The organism is Paraburkholderia humisilvae (genome assembly GCF_902859855.1).
GTDB classification, from domain to species: domain Bacteria; phylum Pseudomonadota; class Gammaproteobacteria; order Burkholderiales; family Burkholderiaceae; genus Paraburkholderia; species Paraburkholderia humisilvae.
Genome location: NZ_CADIKH010000029.1, coordinates 56,782 through 77,495, shown reverse-complemented (window position 1 = coordinate 77,495; position 20,714 = coordinate 56,782). Strand labels below are relative to the sequence as shown.

The 20,714-nt window shown below is 62.4% G+C and carries 20 protein-coding genes and 2 pseudogenes; 20 read left to right on the top strand and 2 right to left on the bottom strand.

The genetic code is table 11. The annotated features are described in order from the left end of the window. The first annotated feature begins 11 nt into the window (after positions 1-11). The 5 genes from ctaD (at position 12) to HV796_RS26200 (ending at position 3,818) form a co-directional block, all read left to right on the top strand. Positions 12-1,625 (top strand): cytochrome c oxidase subunit I, encoded by a 1,614-nt coding sequence (ctaD, locus tag HV796_RS26215; RefSeq protein ID WP_175229406.1) that lies wholly within the window; start codon positions 12-14, stop codon positions 1,623-1,625. A gap of 133 nt (positions 1,626-1,758) precedes the next feature. Continuing rightward, positions 1,759-1,893: a cytochrome oxidase small assembly protein gene (locus HV796_RS43455; RefSeq protein ID WP_217477997.1), complete on the top strand. Its 135-nt coding sequence runs from the start codon at positions 1,759-1,761 to the stop codon at positions 1,891-1,893. A 37-nt stretch (positions 1,894-1,930) separates the two neighbouring features. Next, positions 1,931-2,527 (top strand): cytochrome c oxidase assembly protein, encoded by a 597-nt coding sequence (locus HV796_RS26210; RefSeq protein WP_175229405.1) that lies wholly within the window; start codon positions 1,931-1,933, stop codon positions 2,525-2,527. A 51-nt stretch (positions 2,528-2,578) separates the two neighbouring features. After that, positions 2,579-2,788: a DUF2970 domain-containing protein gene (locus tag HV796_RS26205; protein WP_175229404.1), complete on the top strand. Its 210-nt coding sequence runs from the start codon at positions 2,579-2,581 to the stop codon at positions 2,786-2,788. A 172-nt stretch (positions 2,789-2,960) separates the two neighbouring features. After that, positions 2,961-3,818 (top strand): cytochrome c oxidase subunit 3, encoded by an 858-nt coding sequence (locus HV796_RS26200; protein ID WP_175229403.1) that lies wholly within the window; start codon positions 2,961-2,963, stop codon positions 3,816-3,818. 236 nt (positions 3,819-4,054) lie between these two features. Here HV796_RS26200 and HV796_RS26195 read toward each other — a convergent pair whose 3' ends face one another. Then, a complete protein-coding gene (locus HV796_RS26195) occupies positions 4,055-4,264 on the bottom strand; it encodes a twin transmembrane helix small protein (RefSeq protein ID WP_075155677.1) in 210 nt (69 codons plus the stop codon). An 87-nt stretch (positions 4,265-4,351) separates the two neighbouring features. Here HV796_RS26195 and HV796_RS26190 point away from each other — a divergent pair, with 87 nt between their 5' ends. The 12 genes and pseudogenes from HV796_RS26190 to HV796_RS26135 form a co-directional block, all read left to right on the top strand. Beyond that, complete coding sequence (locus tag HV796_RS26190) at positions 4,352-5,113, top strand: SURF1 family protein (RefSeq protein ID WP_175229402.1); 762 nt, start codon at positions 4,352-4,354, stop codon at positions 5,111-5,113. 221 nt (positions 5,114-5,334) lie between these two features. Continuing rightward, on the top strand, positions 5,335-5,892 hold the full coding sequence (locus tag HV796_RS26185) for an SCO family protein (protein ID WP_377695053.1): 558 nt from the start codon (positions 5,335-5,337) through the stop codon (positions 5,890-5,892). 35 nt (positions 5,893-5,927) lie between these two features. Then, positions 5,928-7,037: a COX15/CtaA family protein gene (locus HV796_RS26180; protein ID WP_175229400.1), complete on the top strand. Its 1,110-nt coding sequence runs from the start codon at positions 5,928-5,930 to the stop codon at positions 7,035-7,037. Between the two features lie 5 nt (positions 7,038-7,042). Continuing rightward, positions 7,043-7,957, top strand: a complete 915-nt coding sequence (gene cyoE, locus HV796_RS26175) for a heme o synthase (protein WP_175229399.1) — start codon at positions 7,043-7,045, stop codon at positions 7,955-7,957. A gap of 79 nt (positions 7,958-8,036) precedes the next feature. Further along, on the top strand, positions 8,037-8,666 hold the full coding sequence (locus HV796_RS26170; RefSeq protein ID WP_175229398.1) for an SCO family protein: 630 nt from the start codon (positions 8,037-8,039) through the stop codon (positions 8,664-8,666). 291 nt (positions 8,667-8,957) lie between these two features. Then, positions 8,958-9,503, top strand: coding sequence for a fimbrial protein (locus HV796_RS26165; protein ID WP_175229397.1), 546 nt, complete (start codon positions 8,958-8,960; stop codon positions 9,501-9,503). 169 nt (positions 9,504-9,672) lie between these two features. Then, entirely contained in the window at positions 9,673-10,392 is a 720-nt protein-coding gene (locus HV796_RS26160; RefSeq protein WP_175229396.1) for a fimbria/pilus periplasmic chaperone, read from the top strand. A gap of 169 nt (positions 10,393-10,561) precedes the next feature. Continuing rightward, positions 10,562-11,146 (top strand): annotated as a pseudogene (locus HV796_RS45480) (FimD/PapC N-terminal domain-containing protein); the annotation flags it as partial. A 12-nt stretch (positions 11,147-11,158) separates the two neighbouring features. Further along, complete coding sequence (locus HV796_RS26150; RefSeq protein WP_281369831.1) at positions 11,159-13,150, top strand: fimbria/pilus outer membrane usher protein; 1,992 nt, start codon at positions 11,159-11,161, stop codon at positions 13,148-13,150. Between the two features lie 218 nt (positions 13,151-13,368). After that, a complete protein-coding gene (locus HV796_RS26145; RefSeq protein WP_175229393.1) occupies positions 13,369-14,208 on the top strand; it encodes a fimbrial protein in 840 nt (279 codons plus the stop codon). Positions 14,209-14,360: 152 nt separating this feature from the next. Then, positions 14,361-16,181, top strand: coding sequence for a methyl-accepting chemotaxis protein (locus HV796_RS26140; RefSeq protein WP_175229429.1), 1,821 nt, complete (start codon positions 14,361-14,363; stop codon positions 16,179-16,181). 112 nt (positions 16,182-16,293) lie between these two features. Continuing rightward, positions 16,294-16,439 (top strand): annotated as a pseudogene (locus HV796_RS26135) (MetQ/NlpA family ABC transporter substrate-binding protein); the annotation flags it as partial. 71 nt (positions 16,440-16,510) lie between these two features. Here the strand turns inward: HV796_RS26135 and HV796_RS26130 are convergent. Beyond that, the gene (locus HV796_RS26130; protein ID WP_175229392.1) at positions 16,511-17,437 is read right to left on the bottom strand and encodes a bifunctional helix-turn-helix transcriptional regulator/GNAT family N-acetyltransferase; all 927 of its coding nucleotides are present in this window, start codon (positions 17,435-17,437) and stop codon (positions 16,511-16,513) included. Positions 17,438-17,802: 365 nt separating this feature from the next. Between HV796_RS26130 and HV796_RS26125 the strand changes: the two genes are divergently transcribed. The 3 genes from HV796_RS26125 to HV796_RS26115 all read left to right on the top strand — a co-directional run bounded on the left by HV796_RS26125 (position 17,803) and on the right by HV796_RS26115 (position 20,713). Then, positions 17,803-18,537 carry a GntR family transcriptional regulator gene (locus tag HV796_RS26125; RefSeq protein ID WP_175229391.1) on the top strand — a complete coding sequence of 245 codons (735 nt, stop codon included), beginning with the start codon at positions 17,803-17,805 and terminating at the stop codon, positions 18,535-18,537. Positions 18,538-18,609: 72 nt separating this feature from the next. Further along, positions 18,610-19,713 (top strand): N-acetylglucosamine-6-phosphate deacetylase, encoded by a 1,104-nt coding sequence (gene nagA, locus HV796_RS26120; protein ID WP_175229390.1) that lies wholly within the window; start codon positions 18,610-18,612, stop codon positions 19,711-19,713. Then, positions 19,706-20,713: an SIS domain-containing protein gene (locus HV796_RS26115; protein ID WP_175229428.1), complete on the top strand. Its 1,008-nt coding sequence runs from the start codon at positions 19,706-19,708 to the stop codon at positions 20,711-20,713. The genes nagA and HV796_RS26115 overlap by 8 nt, the downstream gene beginning before the upstream one ends. The last annotated feature ends 1 nt before the right edge of the window (position 20,714 follow it).

The window sequence follows — 20,714 nt, the reverse complement described above, 5'->3', positions numbered from 1 at the left end:
AGGAGATTGTCATGTCTAGCATCGGACACGATGTTGTCCCAGGGCACGAGCATGTGCACGGCGATCATGCGCACGGCACGCCGACCGGTTGGCGCCGCTGGCTGTTCGCCACCAACCACAAGGATATCGGCCAGCTGTATCTGCTGTTCTCTTTCATCATGTTCCTGTCCGGGGGCGTGATGGCGCTTGGCATCCGCGCCGAGCTGTTCGAGCCGGGCCTGCAGATCATGCGTCCCGAATTCTTCAACCAGTTGACCACCATGCATGGCCTGATCATGGTGTTCGGCGCGATCATGCCGGCGTTCGTCGGGTTCGCGAACTGGATGATCCCGCTGCAGATCGGCGCGTCCGACATGGCCTTCGCGCGGATGAACAACTTCAGCTTCTGGCTGTTGCCGGTCGCCGCCGTGCTGCTGGTCGGTTCGTTCTTCGTGCCGGGCGGCGCGACGGCAGCCGGCTGGACACTGTATGCGCCGCTGTCCACGCAGATGGGCCCGGGCATGGACTTCGCGATTTTCGCGGTGCACATCATGGGTGCGTCGTCGATCATGGGCGGTATCAATATCGTCGTGACGATCCTGAACCTGCGCGCACCCGGCATGACGCTGATGAAAATGCCGATGTTCGTCTGGACGTGGCTGATCACCGCGTACCTGCTGATCGCCGTGATGCCGGTGCTCGCAGGTGCGATCACGATGATCCTGTTCGATCGCCACTTCGGTACGTCGTTCTTCAACGCGGCAGGCGGCGGCGACCCGGTGATGTACCAGCACATCTTCTGGTTCTTCGGTCACCCCGAGGTGTACATCATGATCTTGCCGGCGTTCGGGATCGTGTCGCAGGTGATCCCGGCGTTCGCACGCAAGCCGCTGTTCGGCTATAGCTCGATGGTGTATGCCACGGCGTCGATCGCGATCCTGTCGTTCATGGTCTGGGCGCACCACATGTTCGCAACGGGCATGCCGGTGACTGGCCAGCTGTTCTTCATGTACGCGACGATGCTGATCGCCGTGCCGACCGGCGTGAAGGTGTTCAACTGGGTCGCGACGATGTGGCGTGGCTCGCTGACGTTCGAAACGCCGATGCTGTTCGCGGTGGGCTTCCTGTTCGTGTTCACGTTCGGCGGCCTGACGGGCCTGATGCTCGCGATGGCGCCGCTCGACATCCAGTATCACGGCACCTATTTCGTGGTCGCGCACTTTCACTACGTGCTGGTGGCGGGTTCGCTCTTTGGTCTGTTCTCCGGCTGGTACTACTGGTCGCCGAAGTGGACCGGCTGGATGTACAACGAGACGCGCGGCAAGATTCACTTCTGGGCGTCGCTGTTCTTCTTCAACCTTGCGTTCCTGCCGATGCACTTCGTTGGGCTCGCAGGCATGCCGCGTCGTTATGCTGACTATCCGGCGCAGTTCACCGACTGGAACCAGGTGATCACGATCGGCGCATTCGGCTTCGGTCTCGCGCAGGTGTACTTCCTGTTCGCGGTCGCGTTGCCGGCTTATCGTGGCGGTGGCGACCTCGAAAAGGCGGGTGACAAGCCGTGGGAGGGCGCGACGGGACTCGAATGGACGATACCGAGCCCGGCTCCGTTCCATACGTTCGAACATCCGCCGACGGTCGAGTAAACCGATTCGGCGAAAGAGAAATAGCGATCTTTCGGCCTGTCCGTGTTCCCGCGTCAGTACGTCGTTCGGAACCGGAAAGCCGCAAGATCGCCGGCTCGAGAAAGTAGCCATGGATGCGACGCGAAACACCAGCATGACCCGGAAACCACCGAAAACGCGCACACCTGACGAGATTCGCGCAGGCAGCCGGCGGCTTGGTTTGATCCTGTTTGCTATCGCAGCCGCGTTTTTCGTGGCCGCCTTTATCAAGCAGATATGGTTTTCGTAGCCGTTTGACGGTTCAGACGGTTCACTGAGGAAGTTTGATGTCGATGCATTCGCCGGACGAGGGCAATCGCTCGTTCAACCGCTCGATGCTGTTCAAGCTCGTTGTGGTGGCGTTCCTGATGTTCGGTTTCGGTTTTGCGCTGGTGCCGATGTACCGTGCGATCTGCCAGGTGACCGGTATCAACAACCTGGTGCAGCGTGATACCAGCGCGGCGGAAGCGAAGAACACGCAGGTCGATATGACGCGCACGATTTCGATCGAGTTCGACGCGAACGCGCGCGGGCCATTGGGTTTCAAGCCGGAGCAGAACAGCATCGACGTGCATCCGGGCGAAGTGACGACAGTGATGTACCAGGTGACCAATCCGCAAGGACGCACGGTCGATGCTCAGGCGATCCCGAGCTACGCGCCGCGCGAGGCCACCGAGTACTTCAAGAAGATCGAATGTTTTTGTTTCACGCAGCAAAAACTCAACGCGCACGAGACGAAGCTGCTGCCGGTCGTGTTTGTGGTCGACCCTAAGTTGCCGAAGGACGTGAAGACGATCACCTTGTCATACACGTTCTTCGAACTGATTACGCCGGCTTCGCCGGCGAAGGATAACGCAGCAGGGCAGGGCTCGAACCCCGCCTGACGCATGCTGGAAACAGCGGCTGCCAGCGCAGCGCGACGGGAGGCGAAAAACATGAGCGACAACGGCCATACGGGCAGGAAGAGCAGTTTCGGCCAATCGATGAAGGCCGTGATGTGGTCGTTTTTTGGGGTGCGCAAGCGGCGCGACCTCGAAGCGGATGCGACGCAGCTTAATCCGCTGCACGTGATTGTCGCGGCGCTGATCTGCGCGGCGGTATTCATTGGCGTGCTGATTCTCGTGGTGCACGCGGTGGTGGGTTGATGCTGAACATGCGCGGCGGATTGCGCCGTTGAGTACGCGGTCAGTGTGCTGTGTAGCGTATGCGGTCGGCGATGGAGCAGGACGATTAAAGCGAAGCGGTGCGGTACCGACGTGCCGTCGAAGATACAGCCGGGCAAGCCCGGAACAACTGGACTGAAGTGGAGAATCAAGAATGAGCGGTCAAAACGAGAGCCCGTACTATTTCGTACCGCACCCGTCGCGGCACCCGATCAGCGCGGCGGTGGGGCTGCTGATCATGCTGTCGTCGTTTGCCGCGTGGGTGAACGGCGAGCCGTGGGCGCCATTTACCGCGCTGGTCGGTCTGCTCTGGTTGCTCTTCACGCTGTGGCATTGGTTCGGCGACGCGATTTCCGAATCGGAAGGCGGGATGTACGGCAAGCGCGTCGACGTGTCGTACCGCTGGAGCATGAGCTGGTTCATCTTCTCCGAAGTGATGTTCTTCGGCGCGTTCTTCGGTGCGCTGTTCTACGCACGCGCGATCGCGATGCATCAACTGGGCAGTCTTGACTACAAGCTGATCTGGCCGGATTTCACGGGTGTATGGCCGAACATCGGACCGGCGGACCTCGTGTCCCACTTCAAGTCGATGACGCCGTGGCCGGTGCCGACCATCAATACGGCGCTGCTGCTGTCGTCGGGCGCGACGCTGACCGTGTCGCATCATGCGCTGCGCGATAATCATCGGAGGAAGGCGATCGCGTGGCTTGCGGCAACGGTCGTACTGGGCCTTACGTTCCTGTTCATGCAAGGCTTCGAGTATTTCCACGCGTACAACGAGCTGAACCTGACGCTTGCGTCGGGTGTGTACGGTTCGACGTTCTTCCTGCTGACCGGTTTCCACGGCTTTCACGTATTCCTCGGCGGCACGATGCTGACCGTGGTGATGATCCGGTTGATCCGCGGGCATTTCACGGCCGACCATCACTTCGCGTTCGAAGGGGCCGCGTGGTATTGGCACTTTGTCGACGTCGTGTGGCTGGGGCTGTACGTCGTCGTCTACTGGCTGTGATGTGATGCGGTTGCGCGTGCGTGCACCGGTGGTTGAACGCATGGCACGCGAGCAGGCAGGAAAAGCAGGGCAGGTAAAGACGGTAGTATCGAATCAACCAGGCGCCGCCCTCGACTGTGTCGGGGCGGCGTTTTGCTTCACAGGCTGACGTCCACTGACGGAAGGTGCAAGGCTGCGCCGCAAGATCGCCACAGGGGCGCAAAAGCCCTCCTAACGGCGTCCTGGATGTTCCGGTGCTACCGGCCGTAGGGAATCCCGGTCGACTGAATCCAGCCCATCCAGTGCGCGAACAGGATGAACAGGAACAGCGAAATCGATAATCCGACGCGCGTCGCAAGCGACCAGACCATCCGCTTCGTGCGACCGCGGTCGTGCATCATGAAGTACAACGCCGAGATCATGCTGGCGATGATCAGCGCAAAAGCGATGGGAACGAGAATGTGCATGAAACCCACGGAAACTCAGGAAAGCGAACGTAACAGTGGCATTATCGCACCGCGCGCAAGGGGCTGTCGGATCGCTGGAGCGGTTCGATGAAGATCCGCTGGCTGCCGGCGCTGCTGATTCTGATCGTCGTGGCGGTGACGGTGCGTCTCGGTTTCTGGCAGCGCGACCGCGCGCATCAGAAGGAAGCGTTGCAGGCGCACATCACGCAGTTCGAGAATGCACCGGCCGAAACCGTCGGTGCAGCGCCCATTGCGTTGAAAGAGATCGAGTTCCACCGCGTGCGGGCAATCGGTCAATTTATGCCCGAGCAAGTGGTGTACCTCGATAATCGGCCGTATAACGATCAGGCCGGGTTTTATGTCGTGATGCCTTTTAAACTGCGCGACGGCGGGTATGTGCTGGTGAATCGCGGCTGGTTGCCGCGCAACGCCGATGTGCGCACCGCAATCGCCACTTATGACACGCCGAAGGGCGATGTCGAAATTGAAGGCATCGCGCGTGCCGATGCGAGCCGCGCGTTCGAGCTCGGGCAGGGCGGTTCCGCACCGCACCAGAAGATTCGGCAGAATCTCGACGTGCGCGCTTACGCGGCCGAAACCGGGCTGCCACTGCAGCCGTTTGTGATCCAGCAGCTGAGCGACGACGGCGACAAGCTCGTGCGTGACTGGCCGGTACCGACGACTGACGTCGAGCGCAATTATGGGTACATGTTCCAGTGGTGGGGCATGGCGGTTGCCGCGCTGGCTTTCGGCCTGTATGCGGCGCGGCGTGCCGCGAAGAAAGACCAACTGGAGCCGGACCCGCAGCAAGACCCGCAGCAGAAACAGGAACGCGCGAGCGACGCCTGACCGGACGTCGCGCCTGGTGCGCGATGGGGCGGATATGCGTCGTGTTGTCGCAGGTGTGAGACTGAAACGGCCGACCTGGCCGTGCAACCATTTGAAGAGGTTACGCAGTGTCGATGCAAAAGTCGCCTTCCCAGTCATCCGCCGGACAAACGAAGTCGGGCACGCGCCCGGCATCGGCACAGGCTGTCTCGCGCCGCGGCTCGTGGCAGCGCGGCCGCTGGATGATGCTGCTGATCGCGCTGATTTGCGCGGCGCCGGTGATCGGCTCGTATCTGGCGTACTACGTGATCAAGCCGGCTGGCGGTACGACGAGCTATGGCAAGCTGATCGAACCGCAGAGGCCGATTCCCGAATCGCTCGTCGTCACCGGCGAAGACGGCAAGCCGATCAAGCTCGCGACGCTGCGCGGCCGGTGGCTGATGATCTCAGTCGACAGAAGCGCGTGCGACAAGGCGTGCGCGACCAAGCTTTACTTCATGCGGCAGATACGCGCGACGCAGGCGGGAGAGCGTGAGCGGATCGTCAATGTGTGGCTGCGTACCGACGCGGCGAAGGTGCCCGACGTGATCGAAACCGCTTATCCGGATACGGAAAAGCTGGTTGCGCCCGTCGCGGACGTCACCGCATGGCTGCCGGTCGACGACGGCACGCAATTGACCGATCACATTTACATGGTCGATCCGAACGGCAACCTGATGATGCGTTTCCCGAAAGATCCGAATCCGAGCAAGATCAAGAGCGACGTGTCGAAGCTGCTGCGCAATTCGAGCATCGGCTGACGTCATCCACGATCGCGGTAAAGGTAGAGATTCCGATGTTCGTACTGCAACTCGGCCTGATCGGACTGTGCATTGCGCTGCTGCCGCTCTCGTACGTGTGGGTCAAGGTCGACGACGATAAATTCCGCAAACTGGTCTGGGTCAACACGTTTCTGACGCTGGACCTGGTGATGTTCGGCGGCTTCACACGGCTGACCGACTCGGGCCTCGGCTGTCCGGACTGGCCCGGCTGCTATGGCACGTCTTCTCCGTTTATCGCCCACGCGGCGATTTCCGCCGCCTATCAGGCGATGCCGACCGGCCCGGTCAGCATGACGAAAGCATGGATCGAAATGATCCACCGCTACTTCGCGATGGCGATCGGCGTGCTGATCATCGCGCAGGTCTTGATCGCGTGGAGTGCGCGCATCCGCCGGCGCCCGCTACACGTGTCGCCGTGGTGGCCGACGGCGCTGCTGATGCTGATCGTCGTGCAAGGCATATTCGGTGCATGGACCGTGACGATGAAACTGCAGCCGGTCATCGTCACGACGCATCTGCTGCTGGGCCTCGCGCTGCTCGGCACGCTTGGCTGGCTCGCCGCACGGCAAACCCCGCTGCCGGTGTTCGAGCCCGCCGCGGGCCGCTGGCGCACCGCCGCGTTGGCCGGCCTCGTCCTGCTGATCGTGCAGATCGCGCTGGGCGGTTGGGTCAGCACGAACTACGCGGTGCTCGCATGCACCGACTTTCCGACCTGCAACGGTCAATGGCTGCCGCCTATGGATTTCGAGCACGGTTTTCACTTGTGGCGCGCCCTCGGCATGAACGGCGACGGCGACATGATCACGCAAACCGCGCTCGTCGCGATCCATTGGACGCATCGTACCTTCGCGATTGTCGTGGTGGCGTACCTGCTATGGCTAGCATTGAAATTGCGCCGGTTCGAGTCGCTGCGGCGGCCTGCCGACGGCGTGCTGCTCGTGATCGTGATCCAGTTTTTTACGGGCCTGTCGAACATCGTTCTGCAATGGCCGTTGCCGATTGCCGTTGCGCATAACGGTGGCGCCGCGGTCCTGCTGCTGCTACTCGTTATGCTAAACTTTCGAATCGCTTCTAGCCGTCCCGGCCGCGCGATGTTACCCGCGCGCGATGCCGCACCAGCGTGACCCACATGGACAGCACAACACTCCCCCATTCGTCAGGTAAGTCCGGTAGCCGGATCTCCCAATACCTCGCGCTGACCAAGCCGCGTGTGACACAGCTCGCGGTGTTCTGCGCGGTGATCGGTATGTTTCTGTCGACGCCGGGCATGGTGCCGTGGACCGTGCTGATCGGCGGGACGATCGGTATCTGGCTGTTGGCAGGCGCGGCGTTCGCGATCAACTGCCTCGTCGAACAGAGAATCGACGCGATGATGCGCCGTACCGCATGGCGCCCGTCCGCGCGCGGCGAGATCACCACGGTCCAGATCCTGCTGTTCTCCGCGGTGCTGGGCGGCCTCGGCATGGCGACGCTCTATACGTTCACCAATGCGCTGACGATGTGGCTGACCGTCGCGACCTTCGTCGGCTATGCGGTGGTGTACACGCTGTTGCTCAAGCCTTACACGCCGCAGAACATCGTGATCGGCGGCGCGTCCGGCGCGATGCCGCCGGCGCTTGGCTGGGCGGCAGTGACCGGCCACGTGCCGGGCGACGCGTGGATTCTCGTGCTCATCATCTTCGTGTGGACCCCGCCGCATTTCTGGTCGCTCGCGCTCTATCGCCGTAAAGACTATGAAAACGCAGGCCTGCCGATGCTGCCGAACACGCACGGCGAACAATACACGCGGCTGCACATCTTTCTCTATACGGCTATCCTGTTTGCCGTCACGCTGATGCCGTTCATCTCGGGAATGAGCGGCGTCGTGTATCTGAGCGCGGCGGTGCTGCTCGGCGCCGTGTTCCTCGGCTATGCGTGGAAGATTTATCGGGAATATTCGGACGCGCTTGCGCGTAAGACCTTTCGTTACTCGATCGTTTATCTGTCGCTGCTGTTCGCGGCCTTGCTGATCGATCACTATGCGCGCGCGCTGATCGGCGCGTAAGGTGGGCGCAGTCGGCAGCCGATTTGCAGCCCAGGTTGCCCAGTCCCGCTTCAGGTCACTGCTGCTGCCCAATCACATCATGCTGAACAAGAACCGCTTTGCCTTCGCGATGCGCGCCGCGCGCTTCGCCGTCGCGATTTGCGCGCTCGGTGGCGCCGCGCTTGTCGCCGGCTGCGGCCAGGATGCGCCTGCGTTCCAGAACGTCGATATCACCGGCAACAAGCAGTTCGCGACCGATTTCTCGCTGCCCGACACGAGCGGCAAGATGCGCACGCTTGCGGACTACAAAGGCAAGGTGGTGGTGCTGTTCTTCGGCTACACGCATTGCCCGGACGTGTGCCCGACAACGATGGCCGAACTCTCGCAGGCGATGCAGCAACTTGGGCCGGCAGACGCCAAACGCGTGCAGGTGTTGTTCGTCACGCTCGATCCGGACCGCGACACTGCCGCGCTGCTCGGCCAGTATGTGCCGGCGTTCAACCCGGCCTTCGTCGGCTTGCGGCCGGCGGATCAGGCGCAGCTCGACAAAGTGGCCAAGGACTTTCGCGTCTACTACGCGAAAGTGCCGGGCAAGACGCCCGACGGCTATACGATGGACCACACGGCGGCGAGTTATGTGTTCGACCCGGAAGGTCGCCTGCGGCTCTTCGCACGCGACGGCCAGGGCGCCGGGCCATGGGTTCACGATATCAAGCTGCTGCTCGGCTAACGACGCCGGTTGTCATCCCATTTGGCCGGTACATTTGGGACGCATCAATCAACGTTCCTGAACATCTCGCGGTGTGCTTGATCTTCACACGCGACGACCCCAAAACTACCCAAATAGCATTGAGACTTTAGTCCTATTCCTATCGGATTCCTAGATCGTGGATAAGAAAATTCGTTGACTCGCGCAGCAATGTGCGCGGGGCTTCGACGAACGTCTTTCTCGACATCATTCGGCATTTGAATTGCGAGGTCGACGTCGTCTAACAACGTTACTTTTCTACTAGGTATCTGAATGAAGAAGTCACTCCTCTCGATGGCGGCGATCGGTACGTTGGCGGCAAGCGCGCTTGTCCCGATGTCCGCTCATGCGTACGACGGCACCATTACTTTCAATGGCAGCTTGTCCGCGCAAACCTGCACGATCAACGGCAACGGCACGTCTGCGAAGAACTTCACGGTTAGCCTGCCGACCGTTTCCACCAGTGCGCTGGGCAGCGCCAGCACCACGGCCGGCCGCACGCCGTTCAACATTTCGCTGTCCGGTTGCACGCCGGGTACGGGCAATGTCGCCACGTACTTCGAGCCGGGAAACACGGATACGTCGAACGGCAATCTGCTGGTCAACTCCGGCGGCGCGGGTAATGTGGAAATCCAGTTGCTGAACCATGACGGCTCGCCGATCAAGGCTGGTTTTGCGAAGGATTCGCAGAATTCGCAGGCCGTCGCGCTCGATTCCGGCGCCGCTACGTTGAATTACTTTGCGCAATATTTTGCAACCGGCGCAACCACGCCCGGCGCAGCTGTTTCGCAAGTCAATTACACGATCACGTATCCGTAAGCCAATTCGGCCAATTACCGGTCGACCACCCACTTGTCACCGCCTCACGGCGGTGATCTGGCGGTTCCGCGCAGCCTGTGTAACAGGATCTGCGCGGGCACCAGACGCTCGCCATGAGGCAACAGCAATGAAGTTCCGCATAGTTCATCCAGTATACAAAGTTGTCCTAATGGTTGGTTTCGTAATTGCGAGCCTCGCGGGTGCGACCGTTGCGCGCGCATCGATCGTAATCGGCGCCACGCGCGTGATTTATAGCGCGGACGCTAGCGAAGTCACTGTCAAGCTCTCCAATCAAGGTCAAGCGGCAGCGCTAGCCCAGACATGGATCGATAATGGCGATCCTAAAGCGGCACCGTCGACAGTTGCTACTCCGTTCACGTTGACCCCGCCGGTTTCGCGCATTGATCCCAGCAAGGCGCAGACCATCCGCATCTTCCGGATCAACGACACATTGCCGAACGACCGGGAGTCCGTCTTCTACTTGAACGTACTCGAAATTCCGCCAAAGCCGGGCGCTGACGAATCCGGGCAGAACCATCTGCAGCTCGCATTTCGTACACGGATCAAGCTGTTCTACCGGCCGACAGGTCTGAAGATGTCCGCTGCGGAAGCGCCGCGGCAACTGACGTGGCAGTGGTCCCGCAACGACAGCAAAACGACGCTGACCGTTTCCAATCCGACGCCGTATTACGTGACCGTCTCGTCATTCGAAGTGAAGGATGCAAGCGGCGCGATGGTCGCGAAATCGCTCGACTCCGACATGATCGCACCGGGCGCCAGCAAGTCCATGCCGGTTACTGAAACCCAGGCACACCCCGGTGAGGTCGCGCGCTTTTTCTCGATCAACGACTACGGCGGTGAAGACGAGCACGAGACGCCGATTCGTTGACCGTTTCCGAAGCCGGCCCTCCGCGCCGCTCATGGCACGCGTGAACACGTAAACGCGCGTCGAAGGCGTTCGCCAGACCCGCCGGCCGCTCCCCAGTCACACATCGATCCAAGCGCCCCGCTACGCGCGGCGCGTGGCTTCGCACGTCCCTATTTCAGCTACACGTCCCATGAAAAGGCAATCTGAATCCAGCGCGAGAGCGCCACGGTTGAAGCTCCTTTCGGCGCTCGTGCTGTCGATCGTCGCGGCGGGCGCCTATGGCGCCTTGCCCCCGGTCGTCGAGCCGACCGCTTCAGTGCCCGAGGGCGCGGACGTGCAGTTCAATGAGCAGTTTCTGCTCGCGCAGGATGGCACACGCGTCGATATCGACCGATTTAACAAGGGCAACGTCGCGTTGCCAGGTACGTACAAATCGGATTTGTACGTGAACGAAGTATGGCGCGGCCGCATCGAGGTCACTTAGCGCGATGTCGGTGCGGGGCGTGTGGAGCCATGCTTCGACAACGAATTGCTGCAGCATGTTGGCGTCGATCTGCGCAAGCTTCCTGAGCAGGCACTCGCCGCCCTTGGTCAATCTTCCGGGACCGGCGCCTGCATGACGTTGTCCTCGCTCGTAAAAGATGCGACCGCAACGTTCGACAACTCGGAGCAGCGGCTTGACGTGAGCGTGCCGCAGATCGCGCTCGACAACAAGGCGCGCGGTTACGTCGACCCGAAGTACTGGGACAACGGCGTCACGGCGGCGACGCTGCAGTACAACGCAAACGTGTACCGGTCGGATTCAGGCGGCCTGTCGTCGACGCAAAGCTACGTCGGCCTCAACGCGGGCGTCAACGTCGGCGCCTGGCGGTTTCGCAGTCAGGGCAACGTGACACAACACACGGGGACGCCCACGCGATATCAGAACGTCGCTGTCTACGCGCAGCGCGGGATCACGCCGCTGAAGGGGCAATTGACCATCGGCGACTCGTTTACCGACGGCGCCGTCTATGACAGTTTTGGCCTGCGCGGCATACAACTGACAAGCGACGATCGGATGCTGCCCGAGTCGCAGCGCGGTTATGCGCCGGTGGTGCGCGGCATCGCGAACAGCAACGCGAAGGTGCAGATCCGGCAGAACGGCAACATCATCTATGAAACCAACGTTGCGCCGGGCGCATTCGCGATTGACGATCTTTATCCGACCGGGTATGGCGGCGATCTGCAAATCGTTGTCACGGAGGCGGACGGCAGCGTCCATACCTCTTCGGTGCCTTTTTCGTCACCCGTGAATGCACTGCGCGCAGGCGTGACGCGGTACAGCTTTGTCGCGGGCGAGTACCGCAACCCGTCGCTGCACAACAACCCGCCCGTGTTCCAGTTCACTTTGCAGCGCGGCTTGAACAATACGGTTACCGCATACGGTGGGGTGGTTGTGGCGCAAGACTACATGTCCGGCGTGCTCGGTGCGGCGATCAACACGAAGTACGGCGCATTCGGCTTCGACGTGACGCAGTCCTACGCAACGTTCGGTGGACGCATGCCGGCACGCAGCGGACAGAGCTATCGGTTCAGCTACTCGAAGCTCGTTGCTCCGACCGACACCAACATCTCGGTCGCGGCGTACCGCTATTCGACGGGGGGCTTCCTGAGCATGGAAGACGCGGCCGCACTGCGCGACCCGAACTTTATGGCGCAGACGGATATGTACTCTTCGCTGCAGAAGTCGCGGTTGCAGTTGACGCTCAATCAGAACCTCGGTGAAAAGCGCGGCACGCTTTATCTGACCGGTTCTACACAGAACTACTGGAATCGCGGCGGTACCGACACGCAGTTCCAGGCGGGCTACAACAATTTCTACAAGCGCATCGGCTACGGGGTATCGATTTCTCGCGAATTCGACTCGACGAACCGGCAATGGGACACGCGTGTGATGGCCAATCTGACCATTCCGCTCGGCACGGGCGGCCACGCGCCGACTGCCACGTCGATGCTGCAACACGATAGCGCGAGCGGCGGCACGCTGCTGCAGCAGTCGGTGGCCGGCACGCTCGGCGACGACAACGCGGTTTCCTATGGCGTCAACGCAAGCTTCGCTGGCGGCGGCTCGACGGGCGCGTCGACGACCGCGGGCGGCAATGTCTCATACACGACGCGTTTTGCGACCTTGACGGCCAACGCCGGCGCCGGTACGGGCTACACCCAGGCGGGCGCCGGCATCGCGGGCGGGATCGTCGCATACGGTGGAGGTATCGCGTTCGCTCCACAACTCGGCGACACGCTTGGCGTAATCGAGGCCAAGGGCGCGGATGGTGCGCGTGTCACCAGTGCGAGCGGGTTGCGCGTCGATCCGTGGGGGCATGCGGTCGTGTCTTCGCTGACACCGTATGCGTCGAACGACGTCGAACTGGACCCGAAGGGATTGCCTATGAATGTGACGCTCAAGTCGACTGTGCAGCGTGCGGTGCCGACCGCAGGCGCAGTGGTGCCGCTGAAGTTCGACACCGAAGCGGCCGGACGTGCGGCGTTGCTGCGTGCACACCTGAGAGACGGGACAGCGCCGCCGTTCGGCGCACAGATCTTCGATTCGGACGGCAATAACGTCGGTACTGTCAGTCAGGACGGCCTGGCGGTTGTGACCGGATTGACCCGGAATGAGGGCGACTTGTCGATCAGATGGGAGGCCCAGACGAACAAGGTTTGCACCGTTCATTACACGTTGCTGCAACAGCGCAAGCGTGAGGTGCTGCCCGCACTTGTCGATGTGCCATGCAAGTAACCGCGTGCACATGTCGCGGTTCAATTTTTCAAGGTTCGACGATGTACTTTTCAGATGACATGGATGTCAAGCTTCTCACTTCATTGCGTGTGCGCACATCGGCCGCCGCGCGCTTCGTACGGTTGGCGCTTCGAACGGCTGCGATCGCATTGCTATGTTGGTTGATTGCTCCCGCTGCGAACGCGGCCTGCCGGTTTACGTCAGGCGGGCCCGTCACGGTGACCATCCCGGTGAACACGGTCGTCAACGTGCCACGCGATACGCCCAATGGCACGGTCGTCTACACGTCATCGTATGTAACTTCTGCTCCGACGGGCAAAACAAGCTGCGCCAACGACCCGTTTGGCGTGCAAAGTCTGATTGGTACTCAGCCCGCTGCAAATCAGACTGTCTACCCGATTGGAAACACCGGGTTGTCGTTCTCATGGAAGTACATGGACAGCGGGACGGCCTATAGCTGGGTTAGCTATGGCACCGCCAAGGGCAATGGCGGCGGGTCCACCTCGCTGCCCAACGCGTTCCAACTGATCAAAACCGGACCCATTGCGGCGGGCGCTACCGTACCCGGCGGGTCGGTCGCGGTCTTGACGTACGGCACGCTCGCGGTTCTAACTATGTCGCTGACCAACTCGATTTCAGTTGGCCAGGCATCGTGCACCACACCGAATGTCACGGCGACGCTCGGCACGCACAACCTGTCGGAACTTGCCGCTGTCGGCGCGACAACGTCATCGACGAAGTTCAACATCGCATTGAACAACTGCCCGGCTGGCATCAATACCATCAAGTACCAGATCGATCCGACCACTACCGTGCTGAACAGCGCGAATTCCGTGGTCGCGTTTGACAGCGGTTCGACTGCGCAAGGCGCGGGTGTGCAGTTGCTGGACGGCTCTGGAAACGTCGTACCGCTCAGCAAGCAGATCGCCTTTACGAACTTTGTTTCCGGCGCGGCCGGCAGCTACACGATTCCGCTGACGGCGCGCTACTATCGCACCGGCACCGCCAAGGCGGGCAGCGCCAATTCGTCAATGACGTTCACGATCAACTATCAGTAGCCGCCGACAACCGCTTGAACTACGCGTCGGGCGCATCCCTCAAGTCCCTCACCATTTCTGCCGTTATCTCGTAAGCAATCGTTTGCGCCGCGTTCGCGCGGCCTTGCGATTGCCGCAGAAACCACACGAAAGAGACCAAAACAATGAGCGGGATGAGTCTGAATCGCAAGCTGTGGCTGTCGCTCGCGCTTGTCTGGCTGGGGTTGCTGGGCATCGGGTTGCTGAGCGCGGTCGAGACGCGCTCGACGATGCTGGCCGAGCGCAAGGCCGGCATGGTAAATCTCGTCGACGCGGCGCAGGGCGTCGTGAACGGCTACTACACGCTGTCGCAGGCGGGCAAGCTGAGCGAAGCCGACGCGCAGCGCGAAGCACTCGCGCGCCTCGCGACGATGCGTTATGGCGACGCCGGCTATCTGTTCGTGATCGATTCGAAGCCGGTCGTGCTGATGCACCCGACGCTGCCGCAGATGGTCGGCAAGCCGGTCGGCGATTTCAAGGACCCGGACGGCAAGCTGTTGTACATGTCGGTGCTCGACAGCGCAAAGGCGAACGGCCGCGGCTTCACGTCGTATCGCGGACGGCTGCCGGGCAGCGAAACCGCGCTGCCCAAGCTGAGCTACGTCGAGCGCTTTGCGCCATGGGACTGGTACATCACGAGCGGCGTATTCGTGCGCGACGTCGATACGGTCTACTATCAGACGATCGCCGAGCATCTGATTGCAGTGCTTGTGATCGGCGCGCTGATCACGCTCGCGATGGTCGTCTTGATGCGCAGCATCCGCAACGGTCTCGGCGGTGAACCGCAGCAGGCCGCGCAGCTCGCCGCGCGCATCGCGACCGGCGATCTGACGCAGATCGTCAGCCTGCGTGCGAACGACTCGTCGAGCATGATGGCGGCGATGAATGCGATGCAGGACCGCCTGCAACGCGCGATCGGCGAGATCCGGCATTCGGCCGAGGCGATCGCGTCGGCGACGCAGCAGATCGCCGCCGGCAACAACAATCTGTCGCAGCGCACCGAGCAGCAGGCCGCGTCGCTGCAGGAAACCTCAGCAAGCATGGAGCAACTGACGGCGACGGTGAAGCAGAATGCCGATAATGCGCGTCAGGCGAGCGGTCTCGCGCACAACGCATCCGATATCGCGACGAAGGGCAACGAAGTGGTGAGCCGCGTGATCGGCACGATGGGGGAGATCAACGACAGCTCGCGGCAGATTGCCGACATCATTGGTGTGATCGAAGGCATTGCGTTCCAGACCAATATCCTTGCATTGAACGCAGCGGTCGAAGCGGCGCGCGCGGGCGAACAGGGCCGCGGCTTCGCCGTGGTGGCGGGCGAGGTGCGCAGCCTCGCGCAGCGCAGTGCGACGGCGGCGAAAGAGATCAAGCAATTGATCGGCGCATCGGTCGAGCGGGTCAACAACGGCTCGACGCTCGTTGAGCAGGCCGGCGCGACGATGGGTGAAATCCTGCAGGCGGTGCGGCGCGTCACCGACATCATGGGCGAGATCGCCGCGGCCTCGGAAGAGCAGAGCAGCGGCATTGCGCAGGTCGGCCGCGCAGTCACGCAAATGGACGAAGTCACGCAGCAGAACGCCGCGCTGGTCGAGCAGGCGACTGCCGCGGCCGCGTCGTTGCAGGACCAGGCGGCGCGCTTGCGCGATGCGGTCAACACGTTCCGCGTGGGCGATGGGCCGGTGGTGGCGGCGAAGCGCGTGGCATTACCGGGCGTGACAAAGCCGGCTATCGAAAAGCAGCTCACCAGGCAGCCTGTGCCAAAGACGTCTGCAGCATCTGTTGCTGCGACCGCCTCATCCGCATCCGCAACCGCATCCGAGGACACCGCGCGCGTCGCGCAAAAACTGCCCGTACCGGGACTGACCACACTCGCCGCAACCAGAAAGAGCCCAACGCCAGTGACACCGTCCTCTACGGCTAAGGCGGTCGACGAAGGTGACTGGACGACGTTTTGACCGTTACGCGCGGTCGCGTTCAGCGCGACGGCCAAGTGGCCGTATAAACGCCAACAGCCGACCAGCAATCGATGAGAATGGCGCGTCTGACGGCGCGCCATTCGCCTTTGCGGCCAGCCCGTACGCTAACTGATCGCGGTGCGCGCGCAGGACCAGGACAAGCCGTGGGTCAGGAAACTGGTCGCCGCGTATCAGTCGGAAGACGTGCGCCAGTTCATCAGGACTGAATTCAAGGGCTCGGTGGTACCGTCTTTCTGACGCATCGGGTGCAACGGATGCCTCGGGCGGCACGTCCTCCTGTCCTCCCGCCCGCATTCAAGGCGCCTGTATCAAAGGTTCCGCATCCAGCGTTCGAGCACGAGCCGTCGGCCGAAGCGCTGCGCCGGCTCGGCGCTCATCCGCGTAAAGCCCGCGTGCTCGAACAGGCGCCGCGCGTCGAGTAACGCACTCTCCGTCGTCACCGAAAGCTTCGCGTAGCCGGCGCGCCTGGCAAAGCTCACACATTCGCTGATCAACTGGGTACCGATGCCGAGGCGCTGTACGTCGGGCTCGACATACAGCATCCTCACGATCGCGGTATCCGCTTCCAGCCGCGTGATCAGCGCGGAACCGGCGACCGTTCCCTGCTGTTCGGCGATCATGCATGTCTCAAGCCGCGGATCGTGGCATTCCGAGAATTCGGCGACCGTCTGCGCCAGCAAGCCCTCGAAGCGATGATCCCATCCATGTCCGAGCGCGAAGAGCTGCGCCTGGCGATGCACGAGCCAGCCGTAGTCGCCGGCGCGTGGCGCGCGCAGCGTGACGTTGCGGTGCCGCGGCCCCGTGTCGAGCAGACGCTCGATCAGCTTCATCGCGTCGATCAACTGTTCCTGCGAAACGTTGCCGAGTCTTGCGAGCGTCGTCAACACGTCGTCGATCGCCGCCGCGTCGAGCGGCTGGTACGCGGCGCGCCCGGTTTCAGTAATCGACAGCAGCGACTGACGGGCGTCGGTGACCGACGGTTTCCGGTCAATCAGTTTGCGGCGCTCGAAGCCGGTCAGAAGCCGGCTCAGGTAGCCGCTGTCGAGACCAAGGCCGCGGGCAAGGCAAGCCGCAGTCTGGACGCGGCCGAGCGCGAGTTCGCGAAGCACGCGGATTTCGGTCAACGAAAACTCGCTGCTGTGCACATGTTCGTGGAGCTCGCCGATGTGCTTCGTGTAGAAGCGGTTGAAGTGGCGGACGGCTTGCGCGCGCCGTAGTGCGGCAGGATCAGGCACCTTAAGGACTCCAGTAGTTTTTACCCGGCGGCAACTATATTCGATCGTTGCAAGTTAAAAACCTGCACAGGTTGGCAGTGTCCTCTGCATCGCGCGCGTGCATGTTGCGCTGGCCAGCCAGCGCCGCCTGGCGGTAACCACATAATTCAACTGGTATCCAGTGTGGTCTTCATACGGGTATGTCCTGGTCCGCTTCCCGCAGCGGATGCAAATCCAAAAATTCAAGAAAACCCTTATGTGGCAAGGCATTGAGGCGGATAGACCGGCTAGATACCAGTCTATTGACTGGTATTATTGTGGTTATATAATGGGCTCCAATCTTCGTGTGATGCGCCATCTCTTCGTCTCTCGATCCGCCACAGCCCATGGAAACACGCTGGTCTGCCCTGATGCCCGACGCGCGCAACGTCACGCCGCTGTATCTGCAACTCGCGCGCAATCTTGCAACGGCAATTCACTGCGGCGTCTGGTCGGCGGGCGAGGCGTTGCCGTCCGAGCGCACGCTGTCGGATTCGATCGGCGTGTCGCGCATTACCGCGCGCAAGGCGATCGCGCTTCTCGTCGAGCAAGGCCTGATCCGGCGCGCGCCGGGGGCGCGCAGTTTCATCACGCCGCGCGTTGAGGATCCGCTGTCGCGCTTGACCGGCTTTACGAAGAAGATGGAGCAGCGCGGCTTCCGGCCCGATTCGATCTGGCTCGAGCGCGACGTGCGCGCGGCGACGCGCGACGAGATCGTGCAACTCGGGCTGTCGCCGGGCGCGGCGGTCGCGAACCTGCGGCGCCTGCGCCGCGCGGACGGCATCGCGATGGCGGTCGAACACTCGGCGCTGCCCGCCGCGATCGTGCCGGACCCGGTCGCGATCGACGGCTCGCTATACAGTTATCTCGAGCGGCGTGGTGTTGCCGTGGTGCGCGCCTTGCAGCACTTTCGCGCGGTCAATGCATCAAGCGAGATCGCCGAACTGATGGGCGTCGAGCCGCGTACCGCGCTGCTGCTGATCACGCGGGTCGGCTATAGCGCGGACCAGCGCGCCATCGAGCTAACGGATACCTACTGCCGGGACGACTACTACGACTTCGTCGCGGAGCTCCGCCTTTAAAACGGCCGACGCTGCGGAACATCGCACGGCGACCTCAGTCACGCATTGCATCACGCTTTCCTAGAGAGACTCATGCTGACCGGAAACATACTCACCACCGATGGATGGATCCACGGCACACTCGAATTCGAAAACGGCCGTATCACGGCGCTGTCGGGCCACGTGGTCGATCCGTCGACGAACGACGCGCCGTACATCCTGCCGGGCTTCATCGACTTGCACGTGCATGGCGGCGGTGGCGCCGATGTGATGGAAGCGGGCAATGCCATCGAGGCGATCACGCGCACGCACGCGCGGCACGGCACCACGAGCCTGCTCGCGACGACCATGACCGCGCCGCGCGATGAGCTGATGAATGTGGTCGCGGGCCTCGGCGGCGCCGCGCGCAACCGGACGCCCGGCGGCTCGCGTGTGCTGGGCGTGCATCTCGAAGGCCCATACATCAATCCGGGCAAGCTCGGCGCTCAGCCGGACGCCGCGGTGTCCGCGGTGCTCGACGAAGTGTTGCAGTACCTCGCACTCGGACCCATTCGCGTCGTCACGATCGCGCCGGAAATCGCCGGCCATATGGACATCATCTCGGAGATCGCGGCGCGCGGCGTGCGCGTTCAACTGGGACATTCACTCGGCACGTACGACGATGCGGTGGCCGCGATGAAACACGGTGCGCGCAGTTTCACGCACCTGTTCAATGCGATGTCGCCGCTGCATCACCGCAATCCGGGCATGGTCGGCGCGGCGCTGGCGCACGCTGAATACGCAGAGATCATTCCCGATCTGCTGCACGTGCATCCGGGCGCGATTCGTGCCGCGATGCGCGCGATTCCGCGCCTCTACGTGGTCACTGACAGCACCTCGGCGACTGGCATGCCCGACGGCGAGTACCGGCTCGGCAGCCAGCACGTGACGAAGTGTCTTGGCGGCGTGCGTCTGGCAGACGGCACGCTCGCCGGCAGCACCCTGACGATGGATCAGGCGTTGCGCAACCTGTGTTCGCTCGGCCTGCCGATGGCCGATGTTTCAAACCGTCTGTCGCGCCATGCCGCCGACTACCTCGGCATCGAAGACCGCGGCCGTATCGCGCGGGGCGCGTGGGCCGACCTTGTCGTGTTCGACCGGGAGCTGGCGTTGACTGCGACCTACGTCGAAGGAGAATCGATTGTCGAATATGCTTAAAGAGGCGCTGGCGTCCGCGCAAGCGGTCGCCGCGCAACTCGCGGAACCGTCGCCTGTCGAGGCGCTTGCGCTGCGCCTTTCGACCCGGCCGCGCGATGTCGCGCTGACCGTTGCGCGTGGCAGCTCCGACCACGCCGCGAGCTACTTCGCGAGCCTCGCGATGAGCCGGCTCGGCGTGCCGGTCGCGTCGCTGCCGATGTCGGTCGCGACGCTGCAGCAAGCGCCGCTGCGGGTACGCGAACAGCTTGCGATCGCGTTCTCGCAATCCGGTAAGAGTCCTGATCTGGTCGGCACGATGGCCGCGCTGCGCAACGCGGGTGCACTGACGGTGGCCGCGGTGAACGCTCCGCAATCGCCGCTCGCGGACATCTGCGAATGGCAACTCCCGCTGCTGGCAGGCCCGGAGGTTAGCGTCGCCGCGACCAAGAGCTACATCGCGATGCTGTCGGTTTCCGCCCAACTAGTCGCGCGCTGGCAGCGCGATGGCGCCTTGCTCGGCGCGCTGCAATCGTTGCCCGATGCGCTGCAGAAGGCGGGCGCGCTCGACTGGTCGAAAGCGATCGACGAGTTACGCGGCATCGAGCGGATGATCGTGATCGGTCGCGGTCTTGGCCTGGCGATCGCGCAGGAAGCGGCGCTCAAGCTGAAGGAAACGTCCGGCATCCAGGCCGAAGCGTTTTCGAGCGCCGAAGTGCGGCACGGTCCGATGGAACTGATCGATCGCGACTATCCGCTACTCGTGTTCGCGCTGCCGGGCCCCGAGCAGGCAGGCCTGCTGCAGCTCGCACGCGACATGCAGGCGCGTGGTGCGCGTGTGCTGCTCGCGGCACCGGACTCTATCGCAGAGCGCACCCTGCCGCTTGTGTCGACGGCCCATCCGGCGCTCGATCCGATCGCCGCGATCCTTTCCTTCTATGTGATGGCAGCCGGCCTTGCGGCTGCACGCGGACGCAACCCTGACGCGCCTCGCCATCTGAACAAGGTCACAGAAACTCACTGAT